General features: G+C 70.5%; 18 protein-coding genes. 7 read left to right on the top strand and 11 right to left on the bottom strand.

The genetic code is table 11. The annotated features are described in order from the left end of the window. Window positions 1–47: 47 nt before the first annotated feature. Window positions 48–1,070 carry a YlbL family protein gene (locus G6N50_RS27325; protein WP_083096274.1) on the bottom strand — a complete coding sequence of 341 codons (1,023 nt, stop codon included), beginning with the start codon at window positions 1,068–1,070 and terminating at the stop codon, window positions 48–50. A 104-nt stretch (window positions 1,071–1,174) separates the two neighbouring features. On the opposite strand from G6N50_RS27325, the gene G6N50_RS27320 reads away from it, so the two are divergent. The 3 genes from G6N50_RS27320 to G6N50_RS27310 all read left to right on the top strand — a co-directional run bounded on the left by G6N50_RS27320 (window position 1,175) and on the right by G6N50_RS27310 (window position 4,955). After that, window positions 1,175–2,569 (top strand): zinc-dependent metalloprotease, encoded by a 1,395-nt coding sequence (locus G6N50_RS27320; RefSeq protein WP_163650906.1) that lies wholly within the window; start codon window positions 1,175–1,177, stop codon window positions 2,567–2,569. 35 nt (window positions 2,570–2,604) lie between these two features. Next, window positions 2,605–3,471 carry a cyclodehydratase gene (locus G6N50_RS27315; RefSeq protein WP_083096133.1) on the top strand — a complete coding sequence of 289 codons (867 nt, stop codon included), beginning with the start codon at window positions 2,605–2,607 and terminating at the stop codon, window positions 3,469–3,471. 140 nt (window positions 3,472–3,611) lie between these two features. After that, on the top strand, window positions 3,612–4,955 hold the full coding sequence (locus G6N50_RS27310; protein ID WP_083096275.1) for a macrolide-binding ATPase MABP-1: 1,344 nt from the start codon (window positions 3,612–3,614) through the stop codon (window positions 4,953–4,955). A 10-nt stretch (window positions 4,956–4,965) separates the two neighbouring features. On the opposite strand, the gene G6N50_RS27305 is transcribed toward G6N50_RS27310, so the two are convergent. The 3 genes from G6N50_RS27305 to G6N50_RS27295 form a co-directional block, all read right to left on the bottom strand. Further along, window positions 4,966–5,238: a WhiB family transcriptional regulator gene (locus tag G6N50_RS27305; RefSeq protein ID WP_083096135.1), complete on the bottom strand. Its 273-nt coding sequence runs from the start codon at window positions 5,236–5,238 to the stop codon at window positions 4,966–4,968. A 141-nt stretch (window positions 5,239–5,379) separates the two neighbouring features. Beyond that, the gene (locus tag G6N50_RS27300; RefSeq protein WP_163650780.1) at window positions 5,380–5,538 is read right to left on the bottom strand and encodes a hypothetical protein; all 159 of its coding nucleotides are present in this window, start codon (window positions 5,536–5,538) and stop codon (window positions 5,380–5,382) included. A gap of 101 nt (window positions 5,539–5,639) precedes the next feature. Further along, on the bottom strand, window positions 5,640–7,745 hold the full coding sequence (locus G6N50_RS27295; protein ID WP_163651019.1) for an ATP-dependent DNA helicase UvrD2: 2,106 nt from the start codon (window positions 7,743–7,745) through the stop codon (window positions 5,640–5,642). Between the two features lie 274 nt (window positions 7,746–8,019). Between G6N50_RS27295 and mrx1 the strand changes: the two genes are divergently transcribed. Beyond that, window positions 8,020–8,274 carry a mycoredoxin Mrx1 gene (gene mrx1, locus G6N50_RS27290; RefSeq protein ID WP_067833219.1) on the top strand — a complete coding sequence of 85 codons (255 nt, stop codon included), beginning with the start codon at window positions 8,020–8,022 and terminating at the stop codon, window positions 8,272–8,274. A gap of 9 nt (window positions 8,275–8,283) precedes the next feature. Here the strand turns inward: mrx1 and nudC are convergent, their stop codons facing one another. The 4 genes from nudC to G6N50_RS27270 all read right to left on the bottom strand — a co-directional run bounded on the left by nudC (window position 8,284) and on the right by G6N50_RS27270 (window position 16,838). Beyond that, on the bottom strand, window positions 8,284–9,216 hold the full coding sequence (nudC, locus tag G6N50_RS27285) for an NAD(+) diphosphatase (protein WP_083096139.1): 933 nt from the start codon (window positions 9,214–9,216) through the stop codon (window positions 8,284–8,286). Then, entirely contained in the window at window positions 9,216–10,286 is a 1,071-nt protein-coding gene (locus G6N50_RS27280) for a potassium channel family protein (RefSeq protein ID WP_083096141.1), read from the bottom strand. Before G6N50_RS27280 ends, nudC begins: the two co-directional genes overlap by 1 nt. Window positions 10,287–10,380: 94 nt before the next feature. Next, window positions 10,381–13,704: an ATP-dependent helicase gene (locus tag G6N50_RS27275; RefSeq protein ID WP_142275607.1), complete on the bottom strand. Its 3,324-nt coding sequence runs from the start codon at window positions 13,702–13,704 to the stop codon at window positions 10,381–10,383. After that, on the bottom strand, window positions 13,701–16,838 hold the full coding sequence (locus G6N50_RS27270) for an ATP-dependent DNA helicase (protein WP_083096143.1): 3,138 nt from the start codon (window positions 16,836–16,838) through the stop codon (window positions 13,701–13,703). Before G6N50_RS27270 ends, G6N50_RS27275 begins: the two co-directional genes overlap by 4 nt. A gap of 106 nt (window positions 16,839–16,944) precedes the next feature. Between G6N50_RS27270 and G6N50_RS27265 the strand changes: the two genes are divergently transcribed. The 3 genes from G6N50_RS27265 to G6N50_RS27255 are packed head-to-tail and all read left to right on the top strand — an operon-like array spanning window position 16,945 to window position 18,293. After that, a complete protein-coding gene (locus G6N50_RS27265; RefSeq protein WP_083096145.1) occupies window positions 16,945–17,148 on the top strand; it encodes a hypothetical protein in 204 nt (67 codons plus the stop codon). A 45-nt stretch (window positions 17,149–17,193) separates the two neighbouring features. Then, window positions 17,194–17,979 (top strand): alpha/beta fold hydrolase, encoded by a 786-nt coding sequence (locus G6N50_RS27260; RefSeq protein ID WP_083096147.1) that lies wholly within the window; start codon window positions 17,194–17,196, stop codon window positions 17,977–17,979. A 2-nt stretch (window positions 17,980–17,981) separates the two neighbouring features. After that, window positions 17,982–18,293 (top strand): MGMT family protein, encoded by a 312-nt coding sequence (locus G6N50_RS27255; protein ID WP_083096149.1) that lies wholly within the window; start codon window positions 17,982–17,984, stop codon window positions 18,291–18,293. Here G6N50_RS27255 and G6N50_RS27250 read toward each other — a convergent pair. The 3 genes from G6N50_RS27250 to G6N50_RS27240 form a co-directional block, all read right to left on the bottom strand. Then, window positions 18,288–19,142, bottom strand: a complete 855-nt coding sequence (locus G6N50_RS27250; protein WP_083096151.1) for a TIGR02569 family protein — start codon at window positions 19,140–19,142, stop codon at window positions 18,288–18,290. The genes G6N50_RS27255 and G6N50_RS27250 overlap by 6 nt on opposite strands. A 91-nt stretch (window positions 19,143–19,233) precedes the next feature. After that, a complete protein-coding gene (moeZ, locus tag G6N50_RS27245; protein ID WP_083096153.1) occupies window positions 19,234–20,418 on the bottom strand; it encodes an adenylyltransferase/sulfurtransferase MoeZ in 1,185 nt (394 codons plus the stop codon). A 202-nt stretch (window positions 20,419–20,620) separates the two neighbouring features. Further along, the gene (locus tag G6N50_RS27240) at window positions 20,621–21,760 is read right to left on the bottom strand and encodes a DUF3152 domain-containing protein (protein WP_083096154.1); all 1,140 of its coding nucleotides are present in this window, start codon (window positions 21,758–21,760) and stop codon (window positions 20,621–20,623) included. Window positions 21,761–21,828: the final 68 nt, after the last annotated feature.

The raw sequence follows: 21,828 nt of genomic DNA, 5'->3' as shown, positions 1-21,828 counted from the left end.
ACGGTGACAACTCTACGCATGGCGCTACCCGTGATCGCCGAGGTTCGCTAGCAGCTTGGCGGCTGCCCACCCGAGCCGATCGCGTGCAGCGCATCCACTGCCTGGCCGAGCGTCTCGACCTTGACCAATCGCAGCCCGGACGGATTGTCCGAGCTGGCCTCGAAACAGTTCTTCGCCGGCACCAGAAAAACCGTGGCCCCGGCCGCGTGCGCGGCGACCATCTTGTGGGTGATGCCGCCGATCTGGCCGACCTTGCCGTCGGCCGTAATCGTCCCGGTGCCCGCGATGAAGTTCGACTTGGCCAGGTCGCCGGTGGTCAATTTGTCGACCACCGCCAGGCTGAACATCAGGCCGGCCGATGGTCCGCCCACATTGGCCAGGTTGAAGTCCACGGTGAACGGCGCCCACGGCGCGTCGAGCACGGCGACGCCCAGGAAGCCGTAGTCGCGGTCTTTGTTGGCACCCAGCGTGATCTGTGCCACCCCGGCCGGCTCGTTCTTACGGCGGTAGTCGATGGTCACCACCTGGCCGGGCTTGGTGTTCTTCAGCAATCCGGTGAACTCGTCGACGGTGGCGACCGGGACGCCGTTGACCGCGTCGATGGCGTCGCCGGTCTTGAGCTTGCCCGCCGAGGGGCCCGGCTCGGGGACTTTGGCGACCGTGACGGCCGCCGGGTACTTGAGGTAGCCCAGGGCCGCGTAGGCGGCGCTGTCCTCGGATTGCTTGAAGTCCGCGTTGTTGGCCTTGTCGACGTCCTCGCGCGACTTGCCGGGCGGATAGATGAGGTCGCGCGGCACCAGCTGTTCCTGGTCCGAAAGCCACAGCGTCAGCGCCTCGCCCAGCGTCAAATCGTCGCGCTGGGACACCGTGGTCATGTTGAGGTGGCCGGTCGTCGGGTGCGTCTGGGTGCCCTCGATCGCCACCACCTGCTTGCCGTCGACCTCGCCGAGCGTGTCGAAGGTGGGACCGGGCCCCAGCGACACGAACGGCACCGTCACCACCGCCAGCAACACGCCGAACGCCACGATCGGCACCAGCGCGACCACCAAGGTCAGGATGCGCCTGTTCACGCCGATCACACTAGACGGCGGCCGCGGCGCGGTGTTCAGCTGCAACGTCCGGCTAGGAGGGTTCAGCTACAAGCTGACCCGAGGTCGCGCCGACCGACCCCGTGGTGAGTACCGTTGAGGGTATGGCTGACCTGCCTTTCGGCTTCTCCTCCGGAGACGACCCCGACAAACCCGGGAAAAAAGATCCCGACTCCGGCTCGAACCCGTCCGACCCGTTCGCCGCGTTCGGCATGAGCGGTGAATTCGGCATCGGCGACCTGGGGCAGATCTTCACCCAACTGGGTCAGATGTTCAGCAGCGCGGGCACCGTCGGGCCCGGCGGAACCGCCTCGGGTCCGGTCAATTACGAGTTGGCGCGGCGGGTCGCGACGAATTCGATCGGCTTTGTGGCGCCAGTTCCGGACACCACCAACTCGGCGATCGCCGACGCGGTGCGCCTGGCCGAAACCTGGCTGGACGGGGCCACGGCGCTGCCCGCGGGCACCACCCGGGCGGTGGGTTGGACCCCCGGCGACTGGGTCGACAACACGCTGGGGACGTGGAAGCGGCTGTGTGACCCGATGGCCCAACAGATTTCGACGGTGTGGGCGGCGTCGCTGCCCGAGGAGGCCAAGAGCATGGCCGGCCCCCTGCTGCAGATGATGTCGCAAATGGGCGGCATGGCCTTCGGCTCGCAGCTCGGACAGGCGCTCGGCCGATTGTCCCGCGAGGTGTTGACGTCGACCGACATCGGTTTGCCGTTGGGGCCCAAGGGAATTGCGGCGGTCATGCCCGACGCCGTCGAATCGTTCGCCACCGGGCTGGAGCGGCCGCGCAGCGAGGTGCTGACGTTCCTGGCCGCGCGGGAGGCCGCCCACCACCGGCTGTTCAGTCACGTGCCGTGGCTGTCGAGCCAGTTGCTCGGCGCCGTCGAGGCGTACGCGATGGGCATGCAGATCGACATGTCCGGAATAGAGGAGCTGGCGCGCGACTTCAATCCGGCGTCGCTGTCGGATCCGGCGGCGATCGAAAACCTGCTCGGGCAAGGCGTTTTCGAGCCCAAGGCGACGCCGGCGCAGACGCAGGCCCTGGAACGCCTCGAAACACTGCTCGCCCTGATCGAGGGCTGGGTGCAGGTTGTGGTGGCCGCCGCGCTGGGCGACCGGATCCCCGGCGCGGCCGCGCTGGGCGAGACGATGCGCCGCCGCCGGGCCAGCAGCGGCCCGGCCGAGCAGACCTTCGCGACGCTGGTCGGGCTGGAGCTGCGGCCCCGCAAGATGCGAGAGGCCGCCGCGTTCTGGGAACGCCTGACGGAGGCCGCCGGAGTCGACGCCCGCGACGGCATCTGGCAACACCCCGACCTGCTGCCCGACGCCGACGACCTCGACGAGCCGGCGGGCTTCATCGACCGAGTCATCGGCGGCGACACCAGCGGTATCGACGAGGCCATCGCCAAACTCGAGCGAGAGGGCCAGGGTCCCGACGGACCGAATCCCGACGCCGGCCCTGTGGATAACTGACCGGGCCACCGCCCCGCGCGTGACACAGTTGCGCGGTGACTCAGCAGTGCCAGGCCGCGCTTTCCACCTATGCGCTGGATCCCGCGCTGCCGGTGCTGCTGCGGCCCGACGGCACGGTCCAGGTGGGCTGGGATCCGCGGCGCGCGGTGCTGGTCCGTCCGGCGGGTGGCCTGGCCGCGGCCGAGCTGGCCACGCTCTTGCGATCCATGTGGTCACCGACCCCGCTCTCGGAGTTGCAGCGCCGCGCGCTCGATCGCGGCCTGACCGACGCCGAGGGTCTGCGAAAGCTGGTCGCGCAATTGGTCAGTGCCGGGGTGGCCACCGAATGCGGGCGGGCGCGGGGCCGGGCGGCCTCGGTGCGGATCCACGGCCGCGGGCCCCTCTCCGAGCTGCTGGTGGAGACGCTGCGCTGCTCGGGCGCCCGGATCGCGCACAGCAGCCAACCGCACGCCGCGGTGTCGGCCGACGACGTTGATCTGGTGGTGTTGTCGGACTTCCTGGTCGCCGACCCGCGCATGGTGCGCGATCTGCACAACCAGGGCGTCGCGCATCTGCTGGTGCGGGTGCGGGACGGCATCGGGCTGGTGGGCCCGCTGGTGATCCCGGGCGTGACCAGCTGCCTGGGCTGCGCGGACCTGCATCGCCGGGACCGCGACGCGGCGTGGCCGGCCATCTGCGCGCAGCTGCGCGAAACCGTCGGCGTCGCCGACCGGGCCACCGTGCTGGCGACGGCGGCGCTGGCCCTCAGTCAGGTGAACCGGGTGATCGCGGCCGTGCACGGGCAGGAGGCGGCGGCCGACCCCGGAGCACCCCAGACACTGAACGCGACCCTGGAATTCGATCTGCACTCGGGCGCGATCGTCACGCGGCAGTGGGCCAAACACCCGTTGTGCTCATGCTGAACGCGCAGTTCGGCGGGCACTTCCGTTGTGGCGCTTGGGTTGTGGCTCGCGGCGTGGCGGGGAGATTGGTGGGTCTGAGCTGCACCGACGGAATGTGACAACGAGCGTTGTCTATCTCACTCCACATCGCGCTGGCCATCATGGATGATGGGTGTGTGTCAGACATCAAAAGGGGCCGTGCTGCGCGGAACGCGAAGCTGGCCAGTATTCCGGTCGGATTCGCCGGCCGGGCAGCGCTCGGATTCGGTAAACGGCTGACCGGGAAGTCCCGGGACGAGGTTCAGGCCGAGCTCCTGGAAAAGGCCGCCCACCAACTGTTCACCGTTTTGGGTGAGCTCAAGGGCGGCGCGATGAAGGTGGGCCAGGCGCTCTCGGTGCTCGAAGCGGCGATTCCCGAGGAGTTCGGCGAGCCATACCGGGAAGCGTTGACCAAGCTGCAGAAGGATGCCCCGCCGCTGCCCGCCGCCAAGGTGCACCGGGTGCTCGATGCGCAGCTGGGCACCAAGTGGCGCGGGCGGTTCACGTCGTTCGACGACACCCCGGTGGCCTCGGCCAGCATCGGCCAGGTGCACAAGGGGGTGTGGGCCGACGGCCGTGAGGTGGCGGTCAAGATCCAGTACCCCGGCGCCGACGAGGCGCTGCGGGCCGACCTCAAGACCATGCAGCGCCTGGTCGGGGTGTTCAAGCAGCTCGCACCGGGCGCCGACATTCAGGGCGTGGTCGACGAGCTGATCGAGCGCACCGAGATGGAACTGGACTACCGGCTGGAGGCCGAGAACCAGCGCGCCTTCGCCAAGGCCTATAAGGACGACCCGCACTTCGCGGTGCCGCGGATCGTGGCCAGCGCACCGAAGGTCGTGGTCCAGGAGTGGATGCAGGGCACGCCGATGGCCGAGATCATCCGGCACGGCACCGTCGAGCAGCGCGACCTGGTCGGCACGCGGCTGCTGGAGCTCACCTTCGACGCGCCGCGCCGGCTGGGCATGCTGCACGGCGACGCCCACCCCGGCAACTTCATGCTGCTTCCCGACGGCCGAATGGGCGTGATCGACTTCGGCGCCGTCGCCGCGTTGCCCGACGGCCTGCCGATCGAGCTCGGGATGAGCATCCGGCTGGCCCGCGACAAGAACTACGACCTGTTGTTGCCGACGATGGAGAAAGCCGGTTTCATCCAGAAAGGCCAGCAGGTCTCGGTGCGCGACATCGACGACATGCTGCGCCAGTACGTCGAACCGGTCGAGGTGGAGGTCTTTCACTACACCCGTAAGTGGTTGCAGAAGATGTCCGCCATCGAAATCGACCGCTCGGTGTCACAGATCCGGACGGCCCGGCAGATGGACCTGCCACCCAAATTGGTCATCCCGATGCGGGTGATCATGTCGGTGGCCGCGATCCTGTGCCAGCTGGACGCCCACGTGCCGATCAAGGCGCTTTCCGAAGAGCTGGTCCCCGGCTTCGCCGAACCGGACAACGCGGTCATCTAGGTCCCGCGCGTCAGGCGGCGGCCCCGTCCAGTCGCTGGCCTTTGCGGGGACGCCCGCGGGGCCGCTTAAAGCTCAGCACCGAACCGCGGTCGATGATCTCGCCGCCCCACACACCCCAGGGTTCGGCCCGATCCAGCGCGGCCGCCAGGCACTGGCGCCGGACCGGGCAGCCGATGCAGAGCGTCTTGGCGCGTTCGAGATCGGCCGGGGTGTCGGCGAACCACAGGTCGGGATCGCCGACGTGACACGGCAGGGTTTGTCTGGGGACTGTCGATGCCGACATGTCCTACCACCTACTTCCTGGTCTGGATTGCTGTGCTTGGCAGTGATCCGGACCAGGTCGAAAAGGTGTCGACCGACAACTATGGCCACGGATCCTGGTGACTTCGGGTCCGTGGCCATCTGGGAGAAACCGGGCTGGTGCTTACCTTGCCTTCGGTGTGCCCCCGACATCTACGGACGCGTCGGTCGCGGCGGCGGCGCGATGCTTCCGCGCGGCCGCCGAGGCGGCGGGTGCGGCATGGAAGGTGCCCGCGGCCAGCACCGCGCGAACCACGCCTACACCGAACGCGTCGTTGATCATCGTGGCCACCCTCCTTCTTCCGTAGTGCCGAGTTGCGGTTTCGAGGGTAGACGGTCGCCGCCGATGACCACAACCGATTTTCTGACCTGCGGGTTTACCGGTCAGCGCCCGCGCACCAGCCCCAACACGTCGGGCCCGTACTGCTCCAGCTTGCGCGCGCCGATGCCGGGAATCGCGATCAGCGCCTCCTCGTCGTCGGGCCGCAGCTCGGCGATGGCGATCAGGGTGTTGTCGGTGAAGACGACGTAGGCGGGCACCTTCTGCTCCTTGGCCACATCCAGCCGCCAGGCCTTGAGCCGCAGCAACAGATCCTCGTCGATGTCGGCGGCGCAGGTCTCACAGCGTCGCAGCATGACGGCCGCGGGGGTGGTCAAGTTGTTGTTGCAGATCCGGCAGCGGGTCGCGGCGCCCCGAGGGCGCCGGGCCTTGTTCGGCGCCGCATCGGCCCGCGTCTGCGGTGCGATGCCGTTGAGGAACCGCGACGGCTTGCGGCCCTGGCGCCCACCCGACCTGCGGGCCAGCGCCCAGCTGAGCGCCAAATGTATTCGGGCCCTGGTGATTCCGACGTAAAGCAGCCGGCGCTCCTCCTCGACCGCTTCGCTTTCGGCGCCGTGCGCCAACGCGTGCGAGATGGGCAGCGTGCCGTCGGCCAACCCGACCAGGAACACCGCGTCCCACTCGAGTCCCTTGGCGGCGTGCAGCGACGCCAGCGCGACGCCTTGCACCACCGGTGGGTGCCGGGCGTCGGCGCGCAGCCGCAATTCGGCCATCAGCCCCGGAAAGTCCAGTTGCGGACGTTGGGCCACTTCGTCATCCACCAGCTCGGCCAGCGCGCTCAGCGTTTCCCAACGCTCCCGGGCCCGGGTGCCGTCCGGCTCCTCGGCCGTCAGCCCCAGCGGTTCCAGGACGGCGCGCACCACGTCGGGCAGTGGCTTCTCCAGCGGCTCGCCGCCCCCGCGCTCGGCGGCCCGCTGCAGGGCCAGCAGGGCCTGCTTGATCTCCTGGCGGTTGAAGAACCCCTCGCCGCCGCGCACCTGATAGGCGATGCCGGCCTCGGTCAGCGCCTCCTCGTATATCTCCGATTGCGCGTTGACCCGGTACAGCACAGCAATCTCCGACGGCGGGGTGCCGGATTCGATGAGCCGCTTGATCGACGCCGCGACCGCGGCGGCCTCGGCCGGTTCGTCGGGATGTTCGTTGAACGACGGCGCCGGGCCCGGCGCCCGTTGGCCCACCAGGTGCAGCTTGCTGCCGGCGACCCGGCCGCGCGCCGCGGCGATGGTCTGGTTGGCCAACGAGACCACCTGCGGGGTGGAGCGGTAGTCGCGTTCCAGGCGCACGACCGTGGCGTCGGGGAATCGGCGCGAGAAGTCGAGCAGGAACCGCGGCGAGGCCCCGGTGAACGAGTAGATGGTCTGGTTGGCGTCGCCCACCACAGTCAAGTCGTCGCGATCGCCCAGCCACGCCGTCAGCACCCGCTGCTGCAACGGCGTGACGTCCTGGTATTCGTCGACGACAAAGCAGCGGTAGCGGTCCCGGAACTCCTCGGCCACCGCGGGATCGTTTTCGATCGCGGCCGCGGTGTGCAGCAGCAGGTCGTCGAAGTCGAGCAGGGTGACGTTTTCGCCGCGGGCCTTGAGCGCCTCGTAGGCGGCGTACACGGCGGCGACCTGGGCGGCGTCCATCGGGATGTCCCGGGCGGTGGCGGCCACCGCGGCCGGGTATTCCTCCGGCCCGATCAGCGACGCCTTGGCCCACTCGATCTCGCCGGCCAGGTCGCGGACGTCGTCGGTGCTGGCGTTGATCCGGGCGCGGCCGGCCGCCCGGGCCACGACGGCGAACTTGCTGTCCAGCAGCTGCCAACCGGTGTCGCCGACCACCCGCGGCCAGAAGTACCGCAGCTGGCGGTGGGCGGCCGCGTGGAACGTCAGGGCCGAGACCGCGCCGACGGTGGTGCCCGCCGCGGCGTCGATCATCCGCAGCCTCGAGCGCATCTCCCCCGCCGCCCGCTGGGTGAAGGTGACCGCCAGCACCTGACCGGCCGCGACGTGACCGCCGGCGACCAGCTGGGCGATCCGGTGGGTGATGGTGCGGGTCTTTCCCGTTCCGGCGCCGGCGAGCACGCAGACCGGGCCGCGGGGAGCCAGCACGGCCTCGCGCTGCTCGTCGTCCAGCCCGGCTGTCAATGGATCGGCGACCGTCGGCATGGCGTCCATCTTGACTTCCCATACTGACAGAAGCCCCCGGCACGCCCGACGCATCGCCGGGCTTATGCGGCGGGCTGGCGTGTCGCCCCGGCGAGTCGGGGAAATTTGGTCAGCATCCCGCTTCGCGGAATGCATCGTCGCCGGGCTCACCCCCACCGCCCGCTCCTCAGCATCCCGCTTCGCGGAATGCATCGTCGCCGGGCTCACCCCCACCGCCCGCTCCTCAGCATCCCGCTTCGCGGAATGCATCGTCGCCGGGCTACGTTTACGGGCTATGACCTCTGCCCCGCTCACCGTCTACACGACTTCATGGTGTGGTTACTGCCATCGGCTGATGACGGTGCTCAAGTCCAACGGAATTCCCTACCAGGCGGTCGACATCGAGCATGACGCGGCGGCCGCGGATTTCGTCAGCTCGGTCAACGGCGGCAACAGGACGGTTCCGACGGTGAAGTTCGCCGACGGGTCGACGCTGACCAACCCGAGCGCGGCGCAGGTGAAGGCGAAGCTGGCCGAGGCCGGCAACTAAGCGCCCGCGTCAGTCGATCGCGGCCCAGGATTCGATGATCACGCGGGCGATCGAGATCGACCCGGGCAGCAGGAGACTCGACTCCGACGCGCTGGACCAATCCCCCGCGGCCAGCGCCGCGCGTACCTCGTCGCGGGTGAACCAGGCCGCCTCGGCGATCTCGCCGTCGTTGAACGAGAATTCCTCGGCCGGGTCGCCGACGGCATGAAAGCCGACCATCAGCGAGCGCGGGAACGGCCACGGCTGACTGCCCAGGTATCGCACGCCGCGGACGGTCAGCCCGATCTCCTCGCGGATCTCCCGGGCGACACACACCTCGAAGGATTCACCGGCCTCGACGAATCCGGCCAGTAGCGAGAACATCCGCTCCGGCCACACCGCCTGGCGGGCCAGCACCGCGCGGTCCCCGCCGTCGTGCACCAGACAGATCACCGCCGGGTCGATACGCGGAAACTCCTCGTGACCCGTCACCGGGTTGACGCGCGACCAGCCCGCCCGGGCCGGACGCGTCGGCGAACCGTCCACCGAGCTGAAGCGTGCTCTCTCATGCCAATTCAGCAGCGCGACGGCCGCGGACACCAGCTGGCTGCTGATGTCGTCGAAGATCGGCCCGAGACTGCGCAGGTTCACCACCTCGGCGCGCGCGTCGGGATCGTCCGGAGCCTGCAGCCCGCCGCGGATTCCCCACACGTGGCGGCCGTCCTCGAGGCGCCCCAGAAACACCGCATCCGGCGGCGGCTTGTCGGCCACGTCGGCGGCGGCGCCGAGCACCACCCGGCCGTTGGCGGCCAACACCTGATTGCGCGAATCCACCCGCAGCACGGCCGCATCCGCCCAGCCCGCGGCGGCCGCCTCGACGTCGGTGCGCAGCTCATCGGCACGGTCGGCGCCCACGCGGGACAACAGCGGGACGCTGCGCAGCTGAAAGTCCGCGATCGCCATCAGTGGTCGGCGTTTCGGATGTAGAGCAGCCGGTCGTTGGCCTCGATGGCATCCACTTCCGGCGCACCGATGCGCAGCAGGTGGCCGTCGCGCACCACGCCGAGCACGGTGTCGCGTAGGTGCCGCGGCGATCCGCCGACCTCGGCCTGCTCCACTTCACGCTCGGCGATGGCCAGCCCGACGTCAGGAGTCAGCAGATCCTCGATCATCTCGACAACGCTGGGCGTGGTGGTGGCAAGCCCGAGGAGCCGGCCGGCGGTGGCCGAGGAGACCACCACCGAGTCCGCGCCCGACTGCTGCAGCAGGTGCTGGTTCTCGGTCTCCCGGATCGAGGCGACGATCTTGGCGTTGGGCGCGATCTCGCGCGCCGTCAACGTCACCAGCACCGCGGTGTCATCCCGGCTGGTGGCCACGATGATGGACGCGGCGTGCTGGGCGCCGGCCAGCCGCAGCACATCGGCTTTGGTCGCGTCGCCGTGCAGCGTGACCAGGCCCGCGCTTTCGGCGTGCTCGAGGGTGCTGCGATCGGTGTCGACGACGACGACCTCGCCCTGGGCGGCCTCGTCACTGAGGATGGCGGCGACCGCCGTTTTCCCCTTGGTGCCGTAGCCGATCACGATGGTGTGGTTGCGCACTCTGCTCCTCCAACGCTGAATCTTCCACCCTTGCCGGGACCGCTCGGAGAGCACTTCGAGCGTGGTGCCGACCAACACGGCCAGGAACGCGATCCGCAGCGCGGTGAAGATCAGGGTGTGAACCAGACGTGCGGTTTCGGTGTACGGCGTGATGTCGCCGTAGCCGGTCGTCGACAGGGACACCGCGGAGAAGTACACGCAGTCCAGGAAGGTCAGCGGCTCGCCCCGCACGTCGCGGTAACCGGTGCGGTCCAGGTAGACGATGACGGCCGCGGCGAACAGCACCACCAGCGCGATGCCCAGGCGGCGGGTGATGACGCGGATGGGACTCGCATGCTCTTCGGGGATGCGCACCACGCCGATCAGCTGGTGACCGCGCTGAGCAGTAAGGGTTTCGTCCAGACCGCTCAGCTTCCGGGACCTACCGTTGCCCACGGCGGCCCGTCACCGGCTTGACTTCTGCGCACGAGACACGCACGCGTCTTATGTAACCATGGCCACAGCCGCCTCAATACTCGGGCGGCGCAGGTCACACCCGGACAAGGCGGGAAGCGTCCGGATCCATCAGCAGGCCCGCGACCTCGGCCTCGCTCGGCAACTCGTCGGGGATCACGGTCGTGCGGGCACCCACGTAATGGAATGCGGTGCGCACCGAGGATTCCGGGATGCCGGCCAACGCCGCCCAGGCCGAGCGGTACACGGCGAGTTGGACGGCGGCATGCCGCATCGCTTCCGGCCCGCGTGGGGGTTCACCGGTCTTCCAGTCGACCACCGTGGCGCCACCATCGGGGTCGGCGAAGACCGCGTCGATGCGCCCGCGCACCAGGGTGTCGCCGATCGGCATTTCAAACGGCAGCTCAACGGCGACGGGAGTGCGTGCGGCCCAAGGCGATTCGGTGAAGGCATTCTGCAACGCGGCCAATTCTGCGCTGTCGCCGAAGTCGGAATCCGCCGCGCCCGGCAGATCGCCGAGATCGAACAAACACTCGGCGCCGTAGAATTTCTGCACCCACGCGTGAAAGGCATTGCCCAGCAACGCATGCGGCTCCGGCCGGGACGGCAACCGATGCCGCAGCCGCTGCGCCGTGCCCGCCGGGTCACGCGCCAGGCCGACCAGCGAGCTGACGGACAACTGGCCGGGCAGGACGCGCGGCGGCGGCTGCACCGCCCGGGCACGCTCGGCCAGCAGTGCATCCACGTCGGCGGCCCAGCCGTCCACATCCGCGCCCGGGTCGGCCGTGCCGGAGCGCAACGCCTGAGTCACCAGCGCGGCACCACGCTCGACGTCGTTGCGCCGCGCCGCCAACGGATCGGGCGGCCATACCGCTTCGACGACGTCGTCGCGTAACGGGTTTCGTTCGCCGTCGGCGGGCGGCGGCGACCAATGCTCAACCGACCCGCAGGGATCGGCGGCCGCCGCCGAATCGTCGATGACGGCCTTGATTTCGCACAGGAAGTCCGACGGGCCGCGCGGCTTGATGCCGGTGGCCCCCCAGTGGTGCCCGGACACCAGCAGGGTGTCCTCCGCCCGGGTGATGGCGACATACAGCAATCGCCGCTCCTCGTCGATGCGCCGCTGCTCGAGCTGGCGGCGATGCTCGGAGATCTTGTCCGACAGCTGCTTTCGGTTGGTGACATCCGAGGTATCCATGACCGGGATGCCCAGAGCACCCCCGGCCTCGCGGTCGCCGCGCAGCAGCGGCGGCAGCTCCGCGGCGTCGCTGAGCCAGGTGCTCTTCGACGCCGTCGAGGGGAAGGTGCCGCCGGACAGGTGGGCCACCGCGACGACCTGCCACTCCAGCCCCTTCGCGGAGTGCACGGTGAGCACCTGGACGCGGTCGCGGGCGACCGCCAATGGTGCCGGCGCCAAACCGTTCTCGACCGACTCGGCGACGTCCAGGAATGCCAGCAGCCCGTCCACCGACGTGGACGCCGATGCGTCCGCCGGCCCGGTTGCGGCGTCGTTGGTGCGTTCGGCGTAACCGGCGACGACGTCGGCGAACGCATCCAGGTGCTCGGTGCCGGCCCAGCCGGCGCCGGCCCCCGCCGCGGCCCGGACTTCGCAGTCGATGCCCAGCACGCGGCGCACCTCGGCGACCAGATCTGGGAGCGGATGGCCCAGGTGGGCGCGCAGTGCGCTCAGTTCGGCGGCCAGGGCGGTGATGCGCTGATGCCCGGCGGTCGAATATGCCTCGGCCACACCGGGATCGGCGATCGCGTCGGCCAGGCATACCGCATCGGCGTCGGGGCCGGCCGCACTCGCGATCGACTCGGGCGAGGCCGACTCGGCGGGCTGCACAACCCCGCCGAGCGCACGCGCACGCCGCCACAGCGCCGCGAGGTCGCGGGCACCGAGGCGCCAGCGTGAGCCGGTGAGCACCCGCATCGCCGCCGGACCGGCCGTCGGATCGGCGACCAGCCGCAGCATGGCCACCACCTCGGCGACCTCCGGAATGGCCAGCAGCCCGGCCAGCCCGACGACCTCGACAGGGATTCCGCGAGCACGTAGCGCGTCGGCGATCGGCGCGGCATCGGCGTTGCGGCGCACCAACACCGCGGCCGTCGGCGGGCTGACGCCCTCGTCGCGGGCCCGCTGGTACTGCGCCTCGAGGTGGCCGGCGATCCATTCGCGCTCGGCCGTGACGTCGGGCAGCAAGGCGCAGCGGACGGTGCCGGGCAGGGCATCCGGGCGCGGGCGCAGCGCGTGCACGGCCACCGACCGCCGCCGCGCCTCCACCGACACCGCGTTGGCCACACGCAGGGTCCGCGGCGGATTGCGCCAGCTGGTCCGCAACTCCAGGATCGGCGCCGGAGTGCCGTCGGATCGGGGGAAGTCGGTGGTGAATCGGGGCAGGTTGGTCGCCGAAGCACCGCGCCAGCCGTAGATCGACTGAATGGGGTCACCGACGGCGGTGAGCGCCAGCCCGTCGTCGACTCCAGCGCCGAATAGTGCTGAGAGCGCGATGCGTTGGGCGTGACCGGTGTCCTGATACTCGTCGAGCAGTACCACCCGGTAGCAGCGGCGCAGGTCCTCGCCGACTTGCGGGAACGTCGCCGCCAGCCTGGCCGCCGAGGCCATCTGCATGCCGAAGTCCATCACCTTCGCGGAGCGCATCCGGTCGTTCAGAGCGTCGAGCAGTGGCACCAATTCCGCACGCTCGGTCTGGGTGGCCAGCAGCCGCAGCAGCCATTGGCTGGGGCCGCGGTCCCGTTGATAGGGACCCGCGGGCAGCGAATGGATCAGCCTCTCCAGCTCCACGTGGGTGTCGCGCAGCTGGCTGGTGTCCACCAGGTGCTCGGCCAGTTGCCCCCACAGCCGCAGCACCATCGAGGTGACGGCCGCCGGCGTCTTGTCGGTTCGCAATTCCCCGGGATATTCGTTGACCACGTCGAAAGCCAGCTGCCACAACTCGGTTTCGCTGAGCAGCCGCGTGTCGGGCTCGACGGGCAGCAACAGCCCGTAGTCGCGCAACAGCGAGCCCGCGAAGGCGTGATAGGTGCTGACCGTCGGCGCGCCCTCGATGTCGACGGCCGCGTCACCGCCGGCGCTCGGCACGCCCAGACCGACACCGGCCAGCCGAGCCAGTCGGGACCGGACCCGGCGCAGCAGCTGGGCGGCGGCCTTGCGGGTGAACGTCAATCCCAGCACCTGACCGGGCTCGGCGTAGCCGTTGGCGATCAGCCACACCACCCGCGCGGCCATGGTTTCGGTCTTGCCGGCACCGGCGCCGGCGATGACCACCAGCGGCCCCGGCGGCGCGGCGATGACTGCGGCCTGCTCATCGGTGGGCGGGAAAAGTCCCAGCGCGCCGGCTAATTCGGCGGGGCTGTAGCGCGGCCGCGGCGGGGTCACCGCTGCGGCCCGTCGACGTGGGCGGGGCAGGACGGACGGATGGGACAGTGCGAGCAGCCGTCGTTGCGCCGCGCGATGAACTGCGGGCCGGACGTCGCGTCGGCCGCTCGCGCGATGACGTCTCGCCATTCGTCGCCGGCGGCCGCGGTCAGCGGATCCTGTTCGCGTTCGGCCACTCCGGACGCCCCGGCCTTGCCGAGGTACACGAGCCGCGCACCGCCGGGCTCCGCATTGTCGGTCCCGTCGCCGACCAGGCCCGCGGCCACCGCCAGCTGATACATCGCCAGCTGGGCGTGTTGTTGGGCGTCGTCCTTGCTGACCGGCGTCTTGCCGGTTTTGATGTCGACGATCACCAGCCGGCCGGCGGCGTCGCGCTCCAGGCGGTCGACCCGCCCGCGCAGCCGCACCTCGCCGCCGTCCCCGGTTGCCACGGTCCCCTCAATCTCGACCTCGACTCCGACCTCGGTCAGCGCCCCTCGGGTCTGCGACCGCCACTCGAAGAACGCCTCCAGCATGGCACGGTGGCGGGCCAGCTCGTTGTCCGAATGCCATTGCGCCGCAAAGGGGAGCCGCTTCCAGGCGCGCTCCAGCTCAACCAGCAGTTCCGATTCGCTCCTGAGCGGTTCGGCGATCAGGGCGTGCACCACCGACCCGATCGTCGAGCGCACGTCGCGCGGATTGGATCCGCCGTGCCGTTCGGCCAGCCAGCGCAGCGGGCAGTCGTTGAGGGTCTGCATGGTCGACGGCGTCAGGGTGACGACATCGCCGCTGTCCCGCAGCGGTTCGCTGGTGCTGATCGGGGTCAGGCCATGCCACCCGGAGGGGTCGGCGCCAGGCACGCCGGCTTTGGCCAACCGGGCCAATTGCGTTGCCGCGCAGTCGCGGGCGTGCTCGTCGACCGCCCCGTCGGGCGCGCACACCACACCCCGCAGCCGGCCCACCAGCGCGGCCGCGGACAACACCCGCGGCGCCGAGACCGGTGGTACGCCGGCGACATCGGCGTCGTCGTCCGCCCACTGCGCGATCTCGGCGAAGAACGCAGATGGCAGCGCGGCCTCGCACCCCGCCCCACCGGTGTCGCTGTCGACAGCCGTCACCAGCAACCGGCGCCGGGCCCGGCCCATCGCCGCCACCAGCAGCCTGCGCTCCTCGGCCAGCAGCGGCGCCCGCGCCGAGACGTCCGCGCCGACCCCGTCGAGCACATCCAGCAGCCGGTGGGTACCGAGCACGCCACCACGCGGAACGGTGTTGGGCCACAACCCATCTTGCAATCCGGCGATGATGACGAAATCCCATTCGTGCCCCAGCGCGGCGTGCACGCTGAGCACCCTGACCTGCTCGGCCACGGCGACCGGCTCGGGGCTGACACCCGGCAGTGCCAGCGCGGCGATGTGCTCGACCAGGCCGCGCAACGACGCACCCGAGGTGCGCGACACATAGTCGTCGGTGATGTCGAACAACGCGGTCACCGACTCGAGGTCCCGGGTGGCCTGGGCCGCGGCGGGACCGCCGCGTTCGCTCATCGACAGCCAGCGGCGCTGCAAGCCCGAGCGGTGCCAGGCGGCCCACAGGGTGTAGCGCGGGTCGTCGCCGGCGCGGTGCGAGTGCGCGGCCGCCTCCAGCACCGCGCGGACCTTGCGCAGCGGGGCGACCTGCGGGCCCGCGGGGAGCGCGTCGGCGGACAGCGCCTCGCCCAAAAGTTCGGCGACATCTGCCGATGCGCGATCGGGGTTGGCGCGCTGCAGGGTTCGGCGCAGCTGGCGCAGCGAAACCGGGTCGACGCGACCGATGGGGCCGGTCACCAATGCCAGCGCCTGCTGCGTGTCGAGCCCGTCGGCGGTGGCCAGCAGCACGGTAAGCAACGCCCGCGCCGCCGGCTCCTGGGACAACGGCCCGGGCACCGCGGGCGCGGCCACCGGCACCCCGGCGGCGGCCAATGCGCGCGGCAATCGCGCACCGGCCCGCGGCACCGACCGGACGATGACCGCCATCTGCGACCAGGGCACACCGTCGACCAGGTGTGCGCGCCGCAGCGCGTCGGCGATCGTCGCCGCCTCGGCGTGCGCCGACGCGGCCAGACGCACCGTGACCGATCCCTCGCCCTCGCCGACCCCGTCGATCCGCCGGCCGCCGCTGCCGCCGGGCAACCGGCCGGCGATACCGCTGACCGCGCGCCCCACGGCCGGGGCGCAGCGATGTGACGTCGTCAACGTCACCGACGGCGTGTCGCCGCCGAGCAGCCCAGCGGATTCGCCGCCGCGGAAGCCGAACACCGCCTGGTTGGGATCCCCGGCGATCAGCGCCAGCTCGGCGCCCGCCGCGAGCACCCGAACCAGGCGGGCCGCCTGCGGGTCGAGCTGCTGGGCGTCGTCGATCAACAGGACGCGGATCCGGCCGCGTTCGGCGGACAGCAGTTCGGGGTCGACGGCGAACGCCTCCAGCGCGGCACCCACCAATTCGGCGGCGCCCAACGCGGGCGTGGTGGCCTCCGGCGCGGCTGTGCCCACCGCCGCCCGCAGCAGCATCACCTGCTCGTACTGGCGCGCGAATTGACCGGCGGCGGTCCATTCCGGCCGGCTACAACGACGGCCCAGCCGCTCCAGTTCCTGAGGGTCCACACCGCGTTCGGCGCAGCGGGCCAACAGGTTACGAAGCTCGGTGGCGAAACCCGCGGTGCTCAGCGCCGGCCGTAGCTGGGCCGGCCACGCCGTCGCGGCCCGCGGGCCGTCCTCGAGGTCGCCGGCCAGCAGTTCCCGGATGATGGCGTCCTGCTCGGCGCTGGTGACCAGCCGCGGGGGCGCCTCGCCGGCGCGCTCGGCGGCCCGGCGCAACACCGCGTAGGCGTACCCGTGCACGGTCCGCACCAGCGGCTCGCTCACGGCGGCCCGGCCCGTGTCCGTGGAGCGCGAGCGCAGCAACGCCGTCGTCAGGGTGCCTCGTTCGGCCATCCCCATCCGGCCGGAACCGGTAAGCAGCAGAACCGATTCCGGATTGACCCCCGCGCCGATCTGAGCGACCGCGGCATCGATCAGCAGGCTGCTCTTGCCGGTGCCGGGCCCCCCGAGGACGCGAACTACCCCGCGTGCGCCGGGCACCAGCAGAGCACCCGCGTCGGCGTCCCAGGTGTATGGCATGGCTGCATGCAATCACCAGGGTGTGACAAGTTCGCACTGCCGGCGCGGACGCCGGCTCTTACCCTGGACATCGGAGCGGCCCGAAGAATGGTGAGGAGGGTTCCAGATGACGGACGACGAACGCGGTTTTCCCATCGACGAGGCGCCTGAAGGCGACGCGGCGGAGCAACTGCGGCCCGCCGATTCCGACGACGAGACCGGCCTGGACACCGAGTACCTGGCCGCGGGGGACCGTGAGGCCAACGAGGCCGATGTGATCGAGCAGGCCTACGTCGTCTCCACCGAGGACGATTGGGACGAGGGTGCCTGAGGGCCACCCGCCGCCCCAGGTAGCGGCGGCTGGCACCATCGACGGGTGACCGCGAAGCTGCACGTGCACCGCTACGGCCCGTCCGGTCCGGCTCGGATCCTGGCGTTGCACGGGCTGACCGGCCACGGGCAGCGTTGGCAGCATCTGTCCGGCCTTCTGCCCGGGATCGGCATCGCCGCACCGGATCTGATCGGCCACGGCAGGTCATCGTGGGCGGCCCCGTGGACCATCGACGCCAATGTCGCGGCGCTGGCCGCGCTGCTCGACGAGCAGCCCGACACCCCGGTTGTGATCGTGGGTCACTCCTTCGGCGGCGGCCTGGCGATGCACCTGGCCGCGACCCGCCGAGACCAGGTGGCGGGGTTGCTGCTGCTCGACCCGGCGGTCGGACTGGACGGCGAGTGGATGCGGGAGATCGCCGAGGCGATGCTGTCCTCGCCCGACTATCCGGACGCCGAGGAAGCGCGGATGGAAAAGGTGCACGGCTCGTGGTCCGATGTCCAACCGGCCCTGCTGGACGGCGAGATCGACGAGCATCTGATCACGCTGGCGAGCGGGCGCTACGGCTGGCGGGTCAGCCTGCCGGCGATGATGTCGTACTGGAGCGAGCTGGCCCGCGACACCGTGCTGCCGCCGGCGAACACGCCGACCGTCCTGGTGCGCGCCGAGCGGACCACGCCGCCGTATGTCACCGACACGCTGATCAACGGCTTGGCGCAGCGGTTGGGAGCGAATTTCCGGCTGCTGAACTTCGACTGCAACCACATGGTGCCCTACGCCAAGCCCGACGAAGTCGCCGCGCTGACCCGCGAGCTGTTGGAAGCCCGCTGACCGTGGCGCCGGTGACCGACGAGCAAGTCGAGCGGGTGCGTGCGCTGGTCGCCGCGATCCCGCTCGGCCGGGTCGCCACCTACGGCGACATCGCCACTGTCGCAGGGCTTTCCAGCCCGCGCATCGTCGGCTGGATCATGCGGACCGATTCCTCGGACCTGCCCTGGCACCGGGTGATCACCGCCTCGGGGCGCCCGGCGCGACACCTGGCGACCCGGCAGCTGGAGTTGTTGCGCGCCGAGGGCGTGCTGGCGACCGACGGCAAGATCGCGCTGAGCGAAGTCCGCTACGAGTTCTACAGACCGACGCTATAGCACCAGCCGGACCAGCGCCGCGGTGCGGGCCAGGCCGGGGAACGCCTCGGCGGTGGAGCGCGGGTGCAAGGCGTGGACTGCGAGGCGAAACATCAACGCGCGCAACAACATCTGCGGCCATTCCGGCAGGGCGTTCCAGCGCTCGATGAGCCCGTCGTCGGCCTCCCCCCAGGACAGCGCGTCGATGACGACCACACCGGCCGCCCACGAGGCGGGGCGCCAGTACGGGGTGATGTCGGTGATGCCCGGCGCCGCGGTGCCGACGAAAAGCACTGTGCCGTAAAGGTCCCCGTGGACCAGCTGATTGGGGCTCTTGGTCGGCTTGCGCAGGGTGGCGAGGTGGTGGAGCAGCTCCACCGAGCGCTCGGCGTCCGCCGTCGGAGGGGCCACCCGGGCGCCCGGTGGCACCGCGGCCAACGGACGTTCCTCCCAGGCCGCGCGGTCGGCGGCGATGAAGATGTCGACGTCACCCCACGGCGCCGTGGGCCCCTGGGTCAGGAAGCGGGGTCGCTCCAGTTTGCCCGTCGCCTCGTGCAGGCGCACCGCCGCCGAGACGACTTCGTCATGGCGGGGCTCCGGCGTCCCGGCCACGAAGGTGTCTGCCCGCCACCCGGAAACGACGTAGCGCCCGTCGGTGGAACGGACCGGGCGGGCCAGCCGAACGCCGTCGACGAACAGGGTCTCGCGGACCCGCGCGGACCAGGCCGCGCGCGCGTTGTCGGCCACCAACGACAGGACGACTTCGCCGCACCGCCAGCCGCCCTCCCAGCTGGCACCCAGATAGACGGGTTTCACGCCGGCCAAGCCAAACGCCGACAGCACATGGTCCGGCGGTGGCTCGACTGTCACACCGGTACTCTAAACGAGTCCAACAAGCGGTGATCGCAAGTGCTGCGAAGCCGCGCGCGGCGGGTCGCCGCCGTCTGACAGCCGTTTTCGGTCAGTACATGACCATGTCGGGTTGCATCTGCTGCGCCCAGGCCACGATCCCGCCCTGCAAATGCACCGCGTCGGCGAATCCGGCCTTGCGCAGCACCTCCAGCGCCTGGGCCGAGCGCACCCCCGTTTTGCAGTACAGCACCGGCAGCCGATCGGCCGGCAGCTCTGCCAGCCCCTCACCGGAATTGATCGACGACTGCGGGATCAGCTGGGCCCCGTCGATGTGCACGATGTCGAACTCCACGGGCTCACGCACGTCGATCAGGGCCAGCTTCTTGCCGGAATCCAGCCAGTCGCGCAACTCCCGCGGGGTGATGGAAGACGTGGCCTCGTGCGCCGAGGGCTCGGGCACCACGCCACACAACTGCTCGTAGTCGACGAGCTCGGTGATCTTCGGCCTCGACGCGTCCGACGGATCCCGGCGGATCGCGATGGTGCGGTAGCTCATCTCCAGCGCGTCGTAGATCATCAGCCGGCCCAGCAGGGAGTCGCCGATCCCGGTGATGAGTTTGATCACTTCGGTGCTCATCACCGACGCGATGGAGGCGCAGACGATGCCCAGCACCCCGCCTTCGGCGCAGGACGGGACCGAGCCGGCCGGCGGCGGCTCGGGGTAGAGATCCCGGTAGTTGAGTCCGCGACCGTCCGGCGCGTTCTCCCAGCACACCGAGACTTGGCCCTCGAAGCGGTAGATCGAGCCCCACACGTAGGGCCTTTTCGCCAGCACCGCCGCGTCGTTGACCAGATACCGGGTGGCGAAGTTGTCGGTGCCGTCCACGATCAGGTCGTAGCAGCCGAACAACTCGACGGCGTTGGTGGAGTCCAGGCGGAACTCGTGCAGCCGCACGTCGACCAGCGGGTTGATCGCGGCGATCGAGTCGCGCGCCGAGCGGGCTTTGGACCGTCCGACGTCGGCGACGCCGTGGATGATCTGGCGCTGCAGGTTCGACTCGTCGACCACATCGAAGTCGACGATGCCGATCGTGCCGACGCCGGCCGCCGCCAGGTAGAGCAACGTCGGCGCCCCGAGGCCGCCGGCGCCGATCACCAGCACCCGGGCGTTCTTGAGTCGCTTCTGCCCGTCGACACCCAGGTCCGGAATGATGAGGTGACGGCTGTAGCGGGCCACCTCATCGCCGGTCAGGTGGTCTGCGGGTGCCACCAGGGGCGGCAGCGGCGTCGGCACTGCGAAACATCTCCTCGGTCGGCCTAGCGGTGAGCGTCTACCACCATCACAGCAGCCCGCCGGGGACGCGGCAACGCGCGCCGGCGGGCTGGGTCGATTGCCCGCCTCCTCCTTACGCCGCCGCGCGGCGCACATCGTCGGCGGGCTGGGTCGATTGCCCGCCTCCTCCTTACGCCGCCGCGCGGCGCACATCGTCGGCGGGCTAGGCGATCGGGTACGGCCAGGGATTGAACCGGCAGGTCTTGCCGTCGGCCTTGACGACGTCGGGATCGAACTGCGCCGCATCGTTGTTCGACGTCGAGAACGTCTGCTGCATCATCACCGGCGCCAGGGCGCCCTGCTGCTCGCACGGCTCGTGGTGCAGGTATCCGATGGCGTGGCCGACCTCGTGATTGATCACGTACTGCCGATAGGAGCCGATGTCGCCTTCGAACGGCACGGCTCCCCGTATCCAGCGCGCCTCGTTGATGAAGACACGCGCTTCGCGGCTGGCGCCGAACACCGGGTTGTAGCAGGAGGTTTCGAGCCGGAATTCGTAACCGCAGCCCTCGCGCACGGTCACCGGCGACACCAGCGAGATCCGAAAGTCGGGCTTGCCCCCGGCGGCTCCGTCAACCCGGATGAACGCGAACTGCGGGTTGTGCGTCCAGCCCTTCGGATTGGCCAGCGTCTGGTCGACCATCTGGGCGAAGGCGTCGTCGCCGCCGAACATGATCGGGTCGATGCCGTTCTCCACTTCGACGGTGTACCTGAACACCTTTGCGGTGCCCTGGCCGAACTGCGGTGTGGTGCCCGGCACGACGTGCCACGTCTTGTCGCCCGCTTCGGTGAACGGCCCGCCGTCGGGCAGGGTGCCGGCCGGCAGGTTGGCGTCGAACGCGGCGAGCCCGCGCGGCGGGGCGTCGATGATCGTGGTGCCCACCGCGCCGATCGCGGGCGGACTCTGGATGGGCTGGTTGGCGGTCGGCTTCGGCGCACCGGTGCCGGTCACCGTCTGGTACATGACCACCGCGGTGAGCACCACCAGGACGGGCAGTGCGTAGGCGCGCCAGCCGTAGGTGGAGACAAACCGCCCCAGCCAGGTCTGTTTGCGCCATTGCCGCGGCCGTTCACGGTCGGCCCGGGCCCGTCCGGCCTCCCGTGCCAGGGGGTCGCGCAGCGCCCGCAACGGCTCTCGCCACTCGTCGCGTAACACCGGCACACGACCTGTGCTGCGCGGGGGCCGCGGGGACGTCATTGCCCCAGGATTACACAGCCCGCCACCCGCGCCAGCCGTGGCGCGCCCGAATCCGCCGTCCGACACCGCTTCTGCCTGCGGCGACGACGCTGATGACGGTCGCATCGACCCGGCGGGTAGTAAGGTCTGTGCCACGGGCTGCGAGCGGCTGGCCCGGTTAACGACGGCCGGCC

It is taken from the genome of Mycobacterium mantenii (genome assembly GCF_010731775.1).
Taxonomy (GTDB): Bacteria; Actinomycetota; Actinomycetes; order Mycobacteriales; family Mycobacteriaceae; genus Mycobacterium; species Mycobacterium mantenii.
Note: the sequence above shows the minus strand (reverse complement) of the source record. Positions and strands in the feature narration are given on the sequence as shown.